This is a genomic window from Bradyrhizobium sp. WCU1 (assembly GCF_053474805.1).
Map to the genome: position 1 here is coordinate 1,719,197 of NZ_CM130280.1, position 14,758 is coordinate 1,733,954.

At 64.9% G+C, this 14,758-nt stretch carries 12 protein-coding genes; 2 read left to right on the plus strand and 10 right to left on the minus strand.

All coding sequences use genetic code 11. From position 1 onward, the window contains the following. Positions 1-119 precede the first annotated feature (119 nt). Complete coding sequence (locus ACTUWL_RS07755) at positions 120-1,559, plus strand: helix-turn-helix domain-containing protein (RefSeq protein ID WP_021076117.1); 1,440 nt, start codon at positions 120-122, stop codon at positions 1,557-1,559. Positions 1,560-1,568: 9 nt separating this feature from the next. On the opposite strand, the gene serA is transcribed toward ACTUWL_RS07755, so the two are convergent. The 9 genes from serA to deoC form a co-directional block, all read right to left on the minus strand. Further along, entirely contained in the window at positions 1,569-2,822 is a 1,254-nt protein-coding gene (serA, locus tag ACTUWL_RS07760) for a phosphoglycerate dehydrogenase (protein ID WP_035649390.1), read from the minus strand. Between the two features lie 145 nt (positions 2,823-2,967). Next, complete coding sequence (locus tag ACTUWL_RS07765) at positions 2,968-4,059, minus strand: ABC transporter ATP-binding protein (RefSeq protein WP_021076115.1); 1,092 nt, start codon at positions 4,057-4,059, stop codon at positions 2,968-2,970. An 84-nt stretch (positions 4,060-4,143) separates the two neighbouring features. Beyond that, the gene (locus ACTUWL_RS07770; protein ID WP_021076114.1) at positions 4,144-5,604 is read right to left on the minus strand and encodes an extracellular solute-binding protein; all 1,461 of its coding nucleotides are present in this window, start codon (positions 5,602-5,604) and stop codon (positions 4,144-4,146) included. A gap of 28 nt (positions 5,605-5,632) precedes the next feature. Next, a complete protein-coding gene (locus ACTUWL_RS07775; protein ID WP_021076113.1) occupies positions 5,633-6,670 on the minus strand; it encodes a carbohydrate ABC transporter permease in 1,038 nt (345 codons plus the stop codon). Continuing rightward, positions 6,667-7,542 (minus strand): carbohydrate ABC transporter permease, encoded by an 876-nt coding sequence (locus ACTUWL_RS07780; protein ID WP_021076112.1) that lies wholly within the window; start codon positions 7,540-7,542, stop codon positions 6,667-6,669. Before ACTUWL_RS07780 ends, ACTUWL_RS07775 begins: the two co-directional genes overlap by 4 nt. Positions 7,543-7,549: 7 nt before the next feature. Continuing rightward, a complete protein-coding gene (locus tag ACTUWL_RS07785) occupies positions 7,550-8,473 on the minus strand; it encodes a ribokinase (protein ID WP_021076111.1) in 924 nt (307 codons plus the stop codon). A 4-nt stretch (positions 8,474-8,477) separates the two neighbouring features. Next, positions 8,478-8,933, minus strand: a complete 456-nt coding sequence (locus ACTUWL_RS07790) for an RbsD/FucU family protein (protein WP_021076110.1) — start codon at positions 8,931-8,933, stop codon at positions 8,478-8,480. Between the two features lie 79 nt (positions 8,934-9,012). Continuing rightward, entirely contained in the window at positions 9,013-11,397 is a 2,385-nt protein-coding gene (locus tag ACTUWL_RS07795; protein ID WP_021076109.1) for an aldehyde dehydrogenase family protein, read from the minus strand. A 10-nt stretch (positions 11,398-11,407) separates the two neighbouring features. Continuing rightward, on the minus strand, positions 11,408-12,418 hold the full coding sequence (gene deoC, locus ACTUWL_RS07800) for a deoxyribose-phosphate aldolase (RefSeq protein ID WP_106939902.1): 1,011 nt from the start codon (positions 12,416-12,418) through the stop codon (positions 11,408-11,410). 255 nt (positions 12,419-12,673) lie between these two features. Here deoC and ACTUWL_RS07805 point away from each other — a divergent pair, with 255 nt between their 5' ends. Further along, positions 12,674-13,468 (plus strand): DeoR/GlpR family DNA-binding transcription regulator, encoded by a 795-nt coding sequence (locus ACTUWL_RS07805; RefSeq protein WP_021076107.1) that lies wholly within the window; start codon positions 12,674-12,676, stop codon positions 13,466-13,468. An 80-nt stretch (positions 13,469-13,548) separates the two neighbouring features. Here the strand turns inward: ACTUWL_RS07805 and ACTUWL_RS07810 are convergent, their stop codons facing one another. Then, positions 13,549-14,700, minus strand: coding sequence for a substrate-binding domain-containing protein (locus ACTUWL_RS07810; RefSeq protein WP_021076106.1), 1,152 nt, complete (start codon positions 14,698-14,700; stop codon positions 13,549-13,551). Positions 14,701-14,758 lie beyond the last annotated feature (58 nt).

Below are 14,758 nucleotides of genomic sequence, written 5' to 3' on the forward strand. Positions count from 1 at the left end.
CTGGGCTCTTTTGTAAGCCCAGTCTCGCCGGGAGCTAGACTTGGCGCGGAAAACTTGTCATAACTTACAAGAAACCGTTGTATTATTGTAAGAATCTTACACTTCACCTGGATTAGGCGATGGCAACCTCAAGCGCCCGTTCCGTTTTCATGGGCCCCCGGCTGCGCCGGCTGCGGCGCGATCTCGGGTTGACCCAGGCCGACATGGCGGCCGACCTGGAAATCTCCGCCCCCTATGTCGCGCTGCTGGAACGCAATCAGCGGCCGGTGACGGCCGACATGCTGCTTCGCCTCGCCCGCACCTACAAGATCGATCTGGCCGATCTCGCCGGCGACGGCGGCGCCGATCACACCGCGCGGATGCAGTCGATCCTGAAGGAACCGATGTTCGCCGACATCGACATCCCCGCGCTCGAGGTCAGCGACCTCGCGGTCAGCTATCCCGGCATGACCGAAGCGTTCCTTCGCCTCTACACCGCCTATCGCGAGGAACAGCTGGCGCTGGCGGAGCGCAGCGCTCCGGACCTGGCTGGCGGCGGATCCTTTCCTGGGCAGCAAAATTTCGACGCCAACGATCCCGTCGCGGAGGTCAGGCGGTTCCTCGCCGCGCGCCGCAACAATTTCGCCAACCTCGACGACGCAGCCGAGCGCCTCGTCCACGAGCCTGCCGGGCCGGCCGGATTTATCGAGCGGCTGCGCGAGCGTCACAAGCTTCAAGTCCGCTATCTGCCGCCCAACGTCATGCTCGGTTCGGTCAGGCGACTGGACATGCATCGCAGACAATTGCTGCTCGAGGACTCGCTCGATACCGCGGGTCTCAACTTTCAATTGGCCAAGCAGCTCGCCTATCTCGAGCTGGAAGACGAGATCGGCGCGGCGGTCGAGGACGGCAAGTTCACCAGCAAGAGCGCCGAATTGCTGGCCCGCCGCGCGCTCGGCGCCTACGCGGCAGCCGCGCTCATCATGCCCTACTCCGTGTTCGCGAAAGCGGTCGAAGCCCGTCGCTACGACCTCGAGGCACTGGCGCGTCAATTCGGCACCAGCTTCGAGCAGACGGCGCATCGCGTCACGACCTTGCAGCGGCCGGGCCTGGAAAAGGTCCCGTTCTTCCTGATCCGCGTCGATCCGGCGGGCAACATCTCCAAGCTGCTCGACGGCGCGGGATTTCCGTTTGCGAAGCACGGCGGCGCGTGTCCGCTGTGGTCGGTCCACGGCATCTTCAAGACGCCACGCCAGATCGTGACGCAATGGCTGGAACTGCCGGACGGACAGCGGTTCTTCTCGATCGCCCGCACCGTGACCGCCGGCGGCGGCGCATTCGGCGCCATCCGCGTCGAGCGGGCGATCGCGATCGGTTGCGCCGCCGAGCACGCGGGCCAGCTGATCTACACGCGCGACGGACAGGGGCCGAACGCGGACGAGCCGACGCCGATCGGCGTCGCATGCCGCGTCTGCCATCGTCCGCGATGCGCGGCGCGATCCGCGCCGCCGATCGGACGCGAGATTCTTCCCGATGATTTCAGGACCTCGAGCGTCCCGTTCGGCTTCTCTGCCGACTGACGCAGTCGATCACCCCTGCGGCCGGTTCTGGTCGTACAGCACCCGCGCGCGGATGGTGCCGTCGATGGCTCTCAAATCGGCCAGCAGTGCCTCGCCCTCGCCGCCGACCACGTCGGTCTCGAGCACGACATAGCCGACTTCCGGATCGGTCTGCAGATACTGCGCCAGGATGTTGATGCCGTGCCGGGAGAGCGCATCGTTGACTTGGCGCATGACGCCGGGAACGTTGCGATGAACATGGATGAAGCGGGTGCCGGTCGGCCGCGCCGGCAATTGCACCTGCGGAAAATTGACCGCGCCGAAGGTCGACCCGACATCGGAATAATCGATCAGCTTGCGGGCGACTTCGCCGCCGATGCGATCCTGAGCTTCTTCCGTCGAACCGCCGACATGCGGCGTCAGGATGACGTTGGAGAGGCCCTGCAGCGGCGAGACGAAGCGCGCCTCGTTCGACACCGGCTCGACCGGAAACACGTCGACTGCGGCACCCGCCAGGCGGTTCTCGCGCAGGGCGCTCGCCAGCGCATCGAGATCGACCACGGTGCCGCGCGAATTGTTGATCAGATAGGCCTCGGGCTTCATCAACCGGAGCTGGGCCGCGCCGATCATATTGGCGGTCGCCGGCGTTTCCGGCACGTGCAGCGAGACCACGTCACTGGCCGCGAGCAGTTCGTCGAGCGTGTCGACCGGCTCGGTATTGCCGTGACGCAGCTTGTCGGTGTGATCAAAATAGATCACGCGCATGCCCATCGCTTCGGCGAGGTTCGACAGCTGCGAGCCGATATTGCCGTAGCCGACGATGCCGAGCGTCTTGCCGCGCACCTCGCGGCTGCCTTCGGCGGACTTGTCCCAGCCGCCGGCATGTGCCGAGACTGACCGCGGAAAGATCCGGCGGAACAGCATCACGATCTCGGCAATGGTCAGCTCGGCGACGCTGCGGGTGTTGGAATATGGCGCGTTGAAGACGGGGATTCCGAGTTTTCGCGCGGCGTCGAGGTCGACCTGGTTGGTGCCAACCGAGAAGCAGCCGACGACCAGCAGCCGGTCGGCGGCCTCCAGGATTTCCGCGGTCAATTGCGTCCGCGACCGAATCCCCAGCATATGGATGCCTGACAGCGCTTGCCGGAGCTCTTTGGGTCCCAGCGCCTTGGGCAGCCGTTGCAGTTCGGTATAGCCGTTCGCCTCGAACATCCGGGCCGCGGAGTCATTCACGCCCTCCAGCAGCAGCACGCGTATCTTGGTCTTGGGAAGCGACAGCATCATCGGGATCCGGGTTCGTAAGGCTCGGGCAGGTCCTGCACGAGCGCAGCTTCGACGGATCACTTGATAACATAGAAAACAATCGCGTCAGAGGCCCCCTTGCGGCTCCCAGGGGCGTTCGAACGCCTGGTCCGGCCCAGCAGCAAAATCAGGAGATGGCCATCCCCGATGCCTTGTCGAACAGATGCGTTCGCTCGAGATCGAGCGCGACGTCAATGACATGATCCGGCTCGGCGGCGACGCCGACCGGCATTTGCGCCGTGAACGCGAATGCGCCCACGGTTCCGATCACCAGCGTGTGCGGCCCGAGCGGCTCGACGTCTTTGACCAGCAAACGGACGGAAGAGCCCGCCGGCGCACCCTGCCGCAACACATGATCGGGCCGCACGCCAAGTACCACGGGCTTGCCGACGCTGCCCGCATAGGCCGCCTCACGTGACCTCGGCACCTTCAACGCGGTGCCGGACGGCTCGGTGAACATGAGCGCGCCGTCACGAGCCGCGAGCTCGCCCTGGATGAAATTCATGCTGGGCGCGCCCATGAAGCCCGCGACGAAGAGGTTGCTCGGCTTCTCGTAGATCGTGATCGGATCGGCCGCCTGTTCGATCCGGCCCTTGTTCATCACCACGACGCGGTCGGCCATCGTCATGGCTTCGACCTGGTCGTGCGTGACATAGACGATCGTCTTGGCGAGGCGGCGATGCAGCGCCTTGATCTCGGTCCGCATCTCGATGCGCAGCTTGGCGTCGAGATTGGACAGCGGCTCATCGAACAGGAAGACGTCCGGGCTGCGCACGATGGCCCGTCCGATCGCCACGCGCTGGCGCTGGCCGCCGGAAAGCTGCTTCGGCCTCCGCTGCAGATATTGCTCGAGGCCGAGGACCCGCGCCACGTCACCCACGGCCTTCTCGATGCTGGCGCGCTGCTCGCCCCGCACCTTCATGCCGTAGCCGATGTTCTCGGCGACCGTCATGTGCGGATAGAGCGCGTAATTCTGGAACACCATCGCGCAATTGCGCAAGCCGGGGCGCAACTGGGTCACGTCGCGGTTGCCGATGCGGATGGTTCCGCCGGTGACGGCCTCCAGCCCCGCGATCATGCGCAGCGTGGTGGTCTTGCCGCAGCCGGACGGGCCGACCAGCACGACAAACTCCTCGTCGGCCACGGTGAGGTCGAGCCCTTCGATGATCTTGTAGGGCCCGTATGCCTTGCTGACGTTTTCGATCTCGACGTGCGCCATGGAATCCTTTTCCGTCCCTTCGTCGACGGCTCGTCAAAATCCCGGATGACGCGCGCGCATCATCCGGGATGTCTCGGTTGAAAGCTAGTTTTTCGGCGGCAGGCCCATCGCCGCGCGATAGGCGGCGAGCTGCTTGGCCCGGCCGAACTCGTCGGTCAGCCTGTTCCACTCCTTCGCCATCGCGTCGAGCGCTGCCTGCGGCGTGGTCTGGCCGGCCAGCGCCTTGCCGAGCTCGATCTCCACCACCTCGGTGTAGGAGAAATAGCCGGGCAGACGCATGTCGAGCGCGACGTTCTTGGCATTGATGGAGTCCGATTGTGCGCCGAGATATTCCTTGGCCTCTTCCGGCGAGAAGATCTTGCTCCACAGTTGCAGATTGGCGGTGTGCGATTTGCGATAGGGATTGACGCCGCTGCCGCCGGTGATCGCCGCCTGGCCCGACACGTCGGGGCTGGTCAGGGTCTTGACGAAGTCCCACGCCGCCTGCTGGTTCTTGCCGGCCTTCGGCACCGCGATCTGCCAGCCGCCGAACGCCATGAACGGGGCTGGAAGCACGCCCGGGAACTTGTCCCACTTCTTGGTCTTGGCGTTCCAGATCTCGTCCGAACCGGGCAGCATCGCCGAGCCGACCTTGCCCGAGATCTTCGACTGCTTCGGGTCGGCGGCGATGACGCCGGTGTCACCCCAGCCGATCGATTCCGCGACCTGGCCGCCGGCGACCGCCGCGTTGACTTCGCCGAACGAGAAGTTCAGCGCATTGGGCGGCCCGAGCTTCGATGCCTTGATGTATTCCTCGAGGCCCTTCACCCAGCCCGGATTGTTGATCTGCGCGTCCATCGTCTCGGGGTCGAAGAACATCGCGCCCGGATAGTTCGGATTGTTCGTGTAAGCCGCCGCGTGGCTGAAGAAGAACCAGAACTGCTGACCGCCGCGACGGAAGGCTTCCGCGGTTCCCCACAGCCCCTTGTCCGGCCGCTGGAAGAACTCCGCGATGTCGAGATACTGCTTCCAGGTCTTCGGCGGCGCGAGGTCGTAGCCGTACTTGGCCTTGAAAGCATCCTTCTCCTTGGGATCGCTGAACAGATCGATGCGGTAGGTATAGGTGTGGACGTCGCCGTCCATCGATTGCGAATAGATCTTGCCTTCCCACACCATCAGGCGTTCGCGATAGGCCGGTTCGATGTCGTCCCAGTCCTTGCCGGACTGCATCTCCTTCGGCATCTCGCTCAGATAAGGCACGAAGTCCGGCAGCCAGGCCGGCGCGAAGCTGACGAGATCGAACGTCGCGTCCGACGCCGTCAGCGACGTCGCGATCTTCGGATAGAGCTCGGACCAGGGAAACTCGACGACATTGACCTTGCCGCAGGTCTTCTTGGCCCATTCGTCGGCGCCGAGCTTGAGCGCGGAGGCGATATAGGGTCCGGTCTGCGACGCCACCGTCAGGGTGACGCCGGTGTAATCCGGACTGCAGGCAGCATTCGCATGGCCTGCGGCGCAGGCCATCGCGAGCGAAGTGGTCAACATCAGGAACGTCCGTCGCAACATCGTTTAGTCCTCCCTACAAAGTTTTCTGTTATTTGATGGCCCCGAGCAGCAGGCCCGACCGCATCATCCGGCTGAGCAGGCCCGCCATGATCATCATGGGAACGATCGCGACCAGCGCCGCAGCCGAGATCGCCCACCATTCGTCGCCGCGCTGGCTGTTCTGTCCCGCCACCAGGATGGGCAGCGTCTGCCATCTGGAATTGGTCAGGAACAGCGCGAACAGAAACTCGTTCCAGACGAAGGCCAGCGTGATCATGAACGTCGCCAGCAGCCCGTTCATCGACATCGGCACCACGATGCCGATGAAGATGCGCCAGCTCGGCACGTTGTCGACCATCGCGGCTTCCTCGACCTCGATCGGGATCGCCTCGAAGAAGTCGCGCATCAGCCAGACCACGATCGGCAGCGAGAAGGCGACGTAGCAAAGCGTCAGGCCGACATAGCTGTCGATCAGCTGGAAGCCGAGCCGGCCGATCTCGCTGTAGAGCAGATACAGCGCGAACGCCGTGACGATCGGCGGGAACATGCGCTGGCTCACGAACCAGAACAGGATGTCTTCATTGCCGAGGATCGGTCCGGGCAGCGGCAGGCGATTGGCGACGACGGCTGCGATCAACGCGATCGGAAAGGCGAGCAGGAGTGCCTGCGGGCGGGTCAATCCGAGCGTTGCGTTGAACAGCAGGTAGAGGCCGAGCGCGAGCAGGAAAAACACGAGGCCCGCGCCGAACCGGACTCTGAACTCGAACCGCACCAGCGCATAGGCCGCCATCGCACCGATCGCCGTGGCGATCGCCGCCGCCGACAGGCCCACGATGGTCGAGTTCAAGAAGGTGCGGAAGAACTCGCCGCGAATTCCCTGATAGAGATCGATGAAGGGCTGCAAGGTCGGCGTGAAGTCGACGAACGGAATGTAAGTCGGCCCGCCGACGACGCCCGGCGGCGTCTTGAACGCGGTCACCACCACCCAATAGAGCGGAAACACCGTGATCAGGCACCAGGCGAGAACGCCGACCGCGACCAGCCGGCGGCTCCATTGCGACAGTCCGGTCAAGCCCTGTCCGCTCATCGGCGCTTCTCCAGATGCGGCCGCAGCAGCGCCAGATAGGTGACGCCGATGATCGTGATCGCGATCAGGAACAGGAAGCTCAGTGCCGACGTGTAGCCGAGATTGAACTTCTTGAAGCCTTCCTGGTAGGCGAACAAGGTCAGCGTCTCGGTGTCGACGCCCGGCCCGCCGCCGGTCATCACGAACACCGTGTCCATGATCTTGTAGCTCTCGATCAGGCGGATGAAGACGACCGCGGCCGAGATCGGCAGCATCATCGGAAACGTGATCCCCCAGAACTGCTGCCAGGCGCTGGCGTTCTCGAGCTCGGCGGCCTCATAGACGTCTTCGGGAAGCGTTTGCAGGCCGGCCAGCATCATCAGGATGACGAACGGGGTCCACTGCCAGACTTCGACAGCGATGATGCAGGCGAGTGCCCAATGTCCATTGGTGAGGAAGGGCAGATTGACCAGACCGAACTTCGACAGGAACTGGTTGAGCGGTCCCATGGTCGGGTTGAACATCATGCGCGCCACCAGCGCGACCGCGACCGGCGCCAGCAGCATCGGCAGCAGCAGGGCGACGCGAAACAGCCGCTCGCCCGGCACCCGCGCGTTCAGCGCCAGCGCGACGCCGAATCCGATCGCATATTGCAGGCCGACCGCAATGAAGGCGATCAGCGTCGTGGTGAACAGCGCGCTCCAGAACCGCGGCTCCTGCAACAGCGTGGCATAATTACCGAGCCAGACCACGCGCGGCGGGATCGGCGGAATCAGGCGATAGCTGAGAAAGCTCGTGGTGAGCGAATAGATCAGCGGAAAGATCGAGATCGCCAGCACGACGAGCACCGCCGGCCAGATGAAGACATGCTTGATCGGATCGTTCCGCATCATCGCGCGATCATCCCTTCAGCAGCGCGTCGATCTCGGCACGCCGCGGCATGGCGGGCGCTGTCCCTGGGCGCGTGACGGAAATTCCGGCGGTGGCCGAACCGAACCGCGCAGCCTCGAGCGGATCGACGCCATCCGCGAGCGCCGCAGCGAAGCCGCCGACGAAGGCATCGCCCGCGCCGGTGGTCTCGACCACCTTGCCGGCCGCAAACGGCGGCACGTGCAGCGAGCGATCCCGCGCATGGAACAGCGCGCCACGCTCGCCGAGCGTGATCAACGCGGTGCCTGCGCCCTTCGCCAGCAAGGCATCGCCGGCGCGGCGGGCACCGGCGAGATCGCTGACCGCGATGCCGGTCAACCCTTCCGCTTCGGTCTCGTTGGGCACGACGTAATCGCAGAGCGCAAACAGGCTATCGTCGAACTTGATCGCGGGCGCCGGATTGAACACCGTGATGCTGCCGGCGGCGCGCGCGATCTCGAGCCCCCTGAATGCCGCATCGACCGGTTGCTCGAGTTGTGTCACGAACACGCTGGCGTCACGAATGGCGTCCGCCACGGCATCGACATCGGCCGGGCTGATGCCGCCCGCCGCACCCGGCACCACGATGATGGCGTTGTCGCCGCGCGTCTCGTGGACGTAGATGAACGCAGCACCGGTCGGCGCGTCCGCTGTCCTCGCCACCCGCGGCCGGATTCCCTCGGCCTCCCAGGTCTTGACCGCAAGCTCGCCGAAGGCGTCGCTGCCGATCCGGGAGATGAAGCTCACGCTAGCACCGGCCCGCGCGGCCGCGACAGCCTGGTTGGATCCCTTGCCGCCGGGCCCCATGGCGAATCCCGAGCCGGCGATCGTCTCGCCGATCGCCGGCATATTGCCGGCGCGGAATGCGAGGTCGACGACAAAGACGCCGAGGACGGCGACGCCACGCTTGCTCATGTGATCACTCCCCGTCCGGCGCGATCACGCCCTTGCTGAACAGGAAGCAGCCGTAGAATCGCCGCTCGCCGGTCGCGATCACGCAATAAGCCGTCTTGGCCTTCTCGTAGAACGCATGGCGCTCGACGCCGACCAACGGCCAGGACCGTCCCTCGGCGCGATCGATCGCGGCCTGCACCTCGTGCTGCACGGGAGGCACCTCCTGCGGCTGGCCGACAATCTCCATGCGGATCGCGGCATCGTCGACGAAGGTATCGAGCGGCATCACCGAGAGCACGGCTTCGACCGCCTTGGCGGCGCCCACATTGTCGATGCGGAGCAGTTCGCCAAGCGCGCTCTGCCGGGCAATCGAGTCGGCCGGAAAATTGGTGTCGCACACCACCAGGCGATCGCCGTGCCCCATCGCCCGCAGGGCATAGAGCACGTCGGCATTGAGCAGTGGATTGATGCCCTTGAGCATGTTGCGTCCCTCCCTCGTCTTCGGCATCGCCGGGCTCTGGCGGCCCGGACCCCAGCCATATCACCGCAAGGTGACTTCCTTAGTCGCCGTACGGAATCCAGATGTTCTTCACTTGCACGGCATGGCGGAGCAGGATCGGGCCCTCGCTCGCGGCCTTGTCGTACCAGTCGAGCGCGAGGCCATGATCGACCAGCGTCCGCTTGAGGTTGCCGATCGACAGCCGTTCCGCTGCCGCCGAAGCGCCCGCCGACCCGAACGCCCAGAGCGCGTCGACATCGTCATGCTCGGCAAGCACCTTGACCAGTTCGTTGCGATCACCCGTGACGATGTTGACCACGCCGCCCGGCACATCCGACGTCTCGAGCACCTGGTAGAAGTCGGTCGCGGCGAGCGGATGCCGCTCGCTCGGCACGGCGACGACCCGGTTGCCCATCGCAATCAACGGTGCGACCAGGCTGATGAAGGCGAGCAGCGGCGCTTCGTCCGGACAGGCAACGCCGACCACGCCGATCGGCTCGTGCATCGCGAGCGCCACGCCGCGCAGCGGCGGCGCGTGGATCGATCCCTCGAACTTGTCGGCCCATGCGCCATAGCTGAACAGCCGCTCGATGCTCGCATCGACTTCGGCGCGCGCCTTCGCCGACGGCACGCCGGTCATGTCGGCGATGCGCCGGACGAACTCGTCGCTGCGCGCGGAGAGATTTTCAGCGAGGTAATAGAGGATCTGGGCGCGATTATGCGCCGTCGCCCGCGCCCACCCCTCGGCGGCGCGCGCCGCGGCGACCGCATTGCGGATGTCCTTGCGATTGCCCTCTCCTACCTCGCCGAGGCGCCGGCCTTTCGGCGAGAGCACCGCGCGCGAATAATTGCCATCCGGGCGAACCTGCTTGCCGCCGACGAACAGTTTTGCCGTCCGATCGATCGGCGGCGCGTCGAAACCGGCACTGGCGCCGGACGCGATCGGCAGCGGCGATGGCTTGGGCCGCGCCTTGCGCCCGCTCCAGGCCTTCGGCTTGAGATATTCGACCATGCCTTCGCGGCCGCCCTCGCGGCCGAAGCCGGACTCCCGGTAGCCGCCGAAACCGACGCTGGCGTCGAACAGGTTGGTGGCGTTGACCCAGACCACGCCGGCCAGCAGCTTCGGCGCGACGTCGAGCGCGAGACCGATCGTCTCGCTCCACACGCTCGCGGCAAGGCCGTAGCGCGTGTTGTTGGCGAGCATGACCGCCTCGTCGGGCGTGCGGAACGTCATCGCGACCAGGACAGGACCGAATATCTCTTCAGTCGCAACCGTCGAGGATGGATGCACGTTCCAAAGCAACGTCGGCGGATAGAAGCATCCCTCCGCGGGCATCGCGCCGGGCGTCTGATATTTCTCGGCGCCTTCCTTCACCCCGGTCTCGACCATCGACTTGATCCGCTCGAGCTGCACCGGGGCGACCACCGCGCCCATGTCGATCGTCTTGTCGAGCGGCATGCCGACGCGCAGCGTCGACATGCGGCGGATCAGCCGCCTGCGGAAGATCTCTGCAATGCCCTCCTGCAGCAACAGCCGCGAGCCGGCGCAGCAGACCTGGCCCTGGTTGAACCAGATCGCATCGACCACGCCTTCCACCGCGCCATCGATATCGGCATCGTCGAACACGATGAACGGCGACTTGCCGCCGAGCTCCAGCGTCAGCGATTTGCCGGTGCCTGCTGTCGTCTGACGGATCAGCCGCCCGACCTCGGTCGAGCCGGTGAAGGCAATCTTGTCGACGGGACTTTCGACCAGCAGCGCGCCAGTCGCACCATCGCCGGTCACGATGTTCAACACACCCGGCGGCAGGCCGGCCTCGGCCGAGAGTTCGGCGAACAGCAGCGCGGTGAGTGAGGTGAACTCCGCCGGCTTCAGTACCACCGTATTGCCGGCAGCCAGTGCCGGCGCGATCTTCCAGGCCAGCATCAGCAGCGGGAAATTCCACGGGATGATCTGCCCGATCACGCCGATCGGCACCTGATCGGCGAATTCCCGTTCCTGCAACTGCGCCCAGCCGGCGTGATAGTAGAAATGGCGGGCGGCAAGCGGCACGTCGAGGTCGCGGGTCTCGCGGATCGGTTTGCCATTGTCGATCGCCTCCAGCACGGCGAACAGCCGGCCGTGACGCTGCAACATGCGCGCCAGCGCATAGAGATGACGGGCGCGGCCGTGACCGCCAAGCTTTGCCCATGCTGTCTGTGCGGTGCGCGCGGCACGGACCGCCGCCTCGACGTCGGCAGCCGCGCCCTGCGCGATGCGCGCCAGCGCCTTGCCGGTGGCGGGCTCGAATGTGGTGAGGTGCTTGCCGGCATGCGGCGTTGTGAACTTGCCGGCGATGAAATGCCCGAACGTGGCGTCATGTCGCGCCAGCCAGGCGCGCGCTTCGCCGTCCGCCTCGGGCGCCGGGCCGTACTCCATGGTCTCGAAATAGTTTGCGACGCTCATCGCTGGAGTCTCATCCCACGGGGTGGCGGTTGAAAGCCGAATAGTGGCCGGTCACGTGATGCTCGAGCTGCCGCTCGATATCGGCAAGCAGGCTGGAGGCGCCGATGCGGAACAGATCCGGCTCGAGCCAGTCGCGCCCCAATTCCTCTTTCATCAGGAGCTGATAGTTGAGCACGTCCTTTGCGGTCGAGATTCCGCCGGCCGGCTTGAAGCCGATCTTGAAGCCGGTGCGCTCCTGGTAGACGCGGATCATCCGCAGCATCGCCAGCGTCACCGGCAGCGTGGCGTTGACGCCTTCCTTGCCGGTCGAGGTCTTGATGAAATCGGCACCGGCCATCATGCAGACCATCGATGCCTTCGCGACATTGCGCAGCGTCTTGAGGTCGCCTGTGGCCAGGATCGTCTTCAGATGCGCGTTGTCGCAGACGGCGCGGAAGTCCTGGACCTCGGCATAGAGCGCCCGCCAGTCGCCGGTCAGCACGTGCTCGCGCGTGATGACGACGTCGATCTCGCGCGCGCCGTCGCGGACCGACGCCTCGATCTCCTTCAGCTTCAGTTCGTGGGGGACCAGACCCGCCGGAAATCCGGTCGAGACCGCGGCGACCGGGATGCCGGATCCAGCGAGCGCTTCGACAGCCGCGCCGACGAACCGGTGGTAGACACAGACCGCGCCGGTGTGCAGCTGGCGCTCGGCAAAGCCAAGCCGCTCGAGAAGGTCGCCGCGCACGGGCGCCTTGGCCTTGGCGCAGAGGCGCTTCACCCGTTCGGTGGTATCGTCGCCGTTGAGCGTCGTCAGGTCGATGCAGGTAACCGCCTTGAGCAGCCACGCCGCCTGCGCATCCTTCTTGACCGTCCGACGGCCCGGCAGGCTCGCGACCCGCCGTTCTGCGGCCGACAGATTGATCCTGATTTCGTCGACCCAATCCATGTCGAGCGCGCGGCCGCTGTTGCGCGGGGCCGAATGCGACTGCCCGCCGTCGGGCGAAGGCGGCACCGCGGTCAGTGCGGTCGGATTCTGCATGAAGACGCTCTGCGTCATGGAAGCGCCTGCGGTCCTAGCGAATCGACGAGATCGCCAGATAAATTGAATGTGTCGATCGCAACATGTGATCCTCCCCTGACCTTGCCGCTGGGCTTGCCACCTGGAGAGGAACGACATCGTCCCGACGTCAGATGCGCCGCCAAACTGGATGTTATTATTGTAACAAATCGACGTTGCTAAACTCACAACATTGTAAGATCATTGTCAATCAGATAAGCAAGCTCGGCGACAAAAATGGCTGAAACCCCTAACGCACGACCAAGCGAGACACGCGTCCAGCGCCTGCAGAGGCTGCGCCGCGCCGTCGAATCGAGTGGTGCGCTGCACTTGAAGGACGCCGCCGAACTGCTCAAGGTCTCCGAAATGACGGTGCGACGTGACCTTGCCGGCGCGGAGGCTGCCCTCGCTTTGCTCGGCGGCTACGTCGTCAACGCGGCATCGCCGACCGGGATCAAGTACACGTTCGAGCAGGAGATCGACCAGCACACCCAGGACAAGCGTCTCGCCTGCCGGGCCGCGGCCGCCTCGATCAAGGAAGGCGATACGATCTTCATCGATTGCGGCACCACGATGCAGTCGCTGGCGGACTGCCTGCCCGAGGATCTGCCGCTCTCGGTGATCTGCTATTCGATGAACGTGGCGTCGATCGTGACGCACAGGCCCGGCACGCAGGTGATGCTGATGGGCGGGCTCTATCATCCCTCTTCGCAGTCCTTTGCGTCGGACGACGGGCTGTCCTATCTGCGGCGGCTCGGCATCAACAAGGCGTTCATTTCCGCCGGCGGCGTGCACTGGACCCGCGGTGCGAGCTGCTCGAATTTTCACGAGGTCGCCGTCAAGCAGGCCGTCATCGAAACCGCGATGGAGAGCATCCTGGTGATCGACGCCAGCAAGCTCGGCAGTCTCAAGTCGGCATTCTTTTCCGATATCGGCGCGTTCTCGCGGATCATCGTCGGCGGCGCGGCGTCATCGGACATGCGCAAACACTTCCGCAGCCTTCCGGTCGAATATGTGACCAGCGCAATCTGACCCGGGCGGGGGCTGGCTCGCCCGGGTCAGCTTTGTCCACGATGCGCGCCGTTGCGACACCGCGCATCGCTGGCCAAAGATCAGTTGCAGGCAGGCTTCGCCTTGTTGCACGCGTCGGTCAGTTCCGACGGCGGCTCCTTCTTGAACACCGTCTTGTAGGATTCCAGCACGTTCGACTGCGTCACCGGCAGCGACTGCACACCGACCCAGGCCGGCGTCTCCTTGCCAAGCAGCGCGTTCATCATCGCCAGCGCCTCCGCGACGCCCTGGTCATAGGGACGCTGCGATCCGGTCGCCTTCAGTGGTCCGCCTTTCGCGATCTCGATCGCCGATTGCAGGCCGAGATCGACGGTCGTGACCGGAATGTCGATGCCCTGCGCCCGCATCGAGCTCAGCGTATCGAGCGCCGGCTGGTCCCAGACCGCAAACACGCCCTTGACGTCGGGATTGCCGGTGAGGAAGTCGCCCGCGATCTGCGACACCTTCGGCGGATCGGTGAAGTCGACCTGCTTCATCTTGATGTCGGGCCGGTTCTTCTGCATCCACTCGCGAACGCCCTTGGTGCGCTCGTTGGTGCTGAAATAGTCGACGCCGAAATTGACGAGGCCGATGGTGGCGCCCTGCGCCATGCAGGAGGCCAGGATCTGCGCCGCGATCTGCCCGTTACCCAGATTGTCCGCCGAAATCATCGAGGCATATTCCTCGGGATGCTTGAGGCCGGTCGGAATGCTGTCCATCAACACCAGTTTGATGCCGGCCTTGGCGACCTTCTTGTAAGTCGGCGCGGTCGCGGTGAAATCGACCGGGATCGAGATGATGCCGTCAGGATGCTGCTGGATGGTGTTCTCGATGTCGGCGATCTGCTTGTCGACCTGATACTCGGCGGACGCGACACCCGTCACCGTCACGCCGTACTTCTTCAGCGTATCGGTGATGCCCTGGATCTGCAGTTGCGCCCAGTCGAGGTTGACCGTCTGCATCGAGATGCCGACCTTGAAATGCTTCTCCTTGACCTTGGCGGCGTCGGCATCCGACAGCGCGAGCACCTCGGGCGACGCGGCCTTCTCGCCGTGGGGCCCCTGCCCGACGATCGATTTCGGTCCAAGCGTCGCAAGGTCGACGCCCTTGACGCAGCTTGCCGGCACTTCGGCGCGAGCCGAGGGCGCGATCGAGATGGCCGTCGCCGCGATCAGCGCGGTCAGCGGCAGGGTTTGTCGCAAGATTGGCTTCATTGTTTCCTCCCTTTTTGGTCGCCGATTGACCGGAGGCCGGCGACCTTGCCCCTACTGC

Bases quoted from the DNA above. Each gene is read 5' to 3' on its own strand.
- ACTUWL_RS07790 (WP_021076110.1), bottom strand. From the start codon at position 8,933: ATGCTCAAGGGCATCAATCCACTGCTCAATGCCGACGTGCTCTATGCC.
- serA (WP_035649390.1), bottom strand. From the start codon at position 2,822: ATGATGCTGTCGCTTCCCAAGACCAAGATACGCGTGCTGCTGCTGGAG.
- ACTUWL_RS07805 (WP_021076107.1), top strand. From the start codon at position 12,674: ATGGCTGAAACCCCTAACGCACGACCAAGCGAGACACGCGTCCAGCGC.
- ACTUWL_RS07775 (WP_021076113.1), bottom strand. From the start codon at position 6,670: ATGAGCGGACAGGGCTTGACCGGACTGTCGCAATGGAGCCGCCGGCTG.
- ACTUWL_RS07770 (WP_021076114.1), bottom strand. From the start codon at position 5,604: ATGTTGCGACGGACGTTCCTGATGTTGACCACTTCGCTCGCGATGGCC.
- deoC (WP_106939902.1), bottom strand. From the start codon at position 12,418: ATGCAGAATCCGACCGCACTGACCGCGGTGCCGCCTTCGCCCGACGGC.
- ACTUWL_RS07765 (WP_021076115.1), bottom strand. From the start codon at position 4,059: ATGGCGCACGTCGAGATCGAAAACGTCAGCAAGGCATACGGGCCCTAC.
- ACTUWL_RS07810 (WP_021076106.1), bottom strand. From the start codon at position 14,700: ATGAAGCCAATCTTGCGACAAACCCTGCCGCTGACCGCGCTGATCGCG.
- ACTUWL_RS07755 (WP_021076117.1), top strand. From the start codon at position 120: ATGGCAACCTCAAGCGCCCGTTCCGTTTTCATGGGCCCCCGGCTGCGC.
- ACTUWL_RS07795 (WP_021076109.1), bottom strand. From the start codon at position 11,397: ATGAGCGTCGCAAACTATTTCGAGACCATGGAGTACGGCCCGGCGCCC.
- ACTUWL_RS07785 (WP_021076111.1), bottom strand. From the start codon at position 8,473: ATGAGCAAGCGTGGCGTCGCCGTCCTCGGCGTCTTTGTCGTCGACCTC.
- ACTUWL_RS07780 (WP_021076112.1), bottom strand. From the start codon at position 7,542: ATGATGCGGAACGATCCGATCAAGCATGTCTTCATCTGGCCGGCGGTG.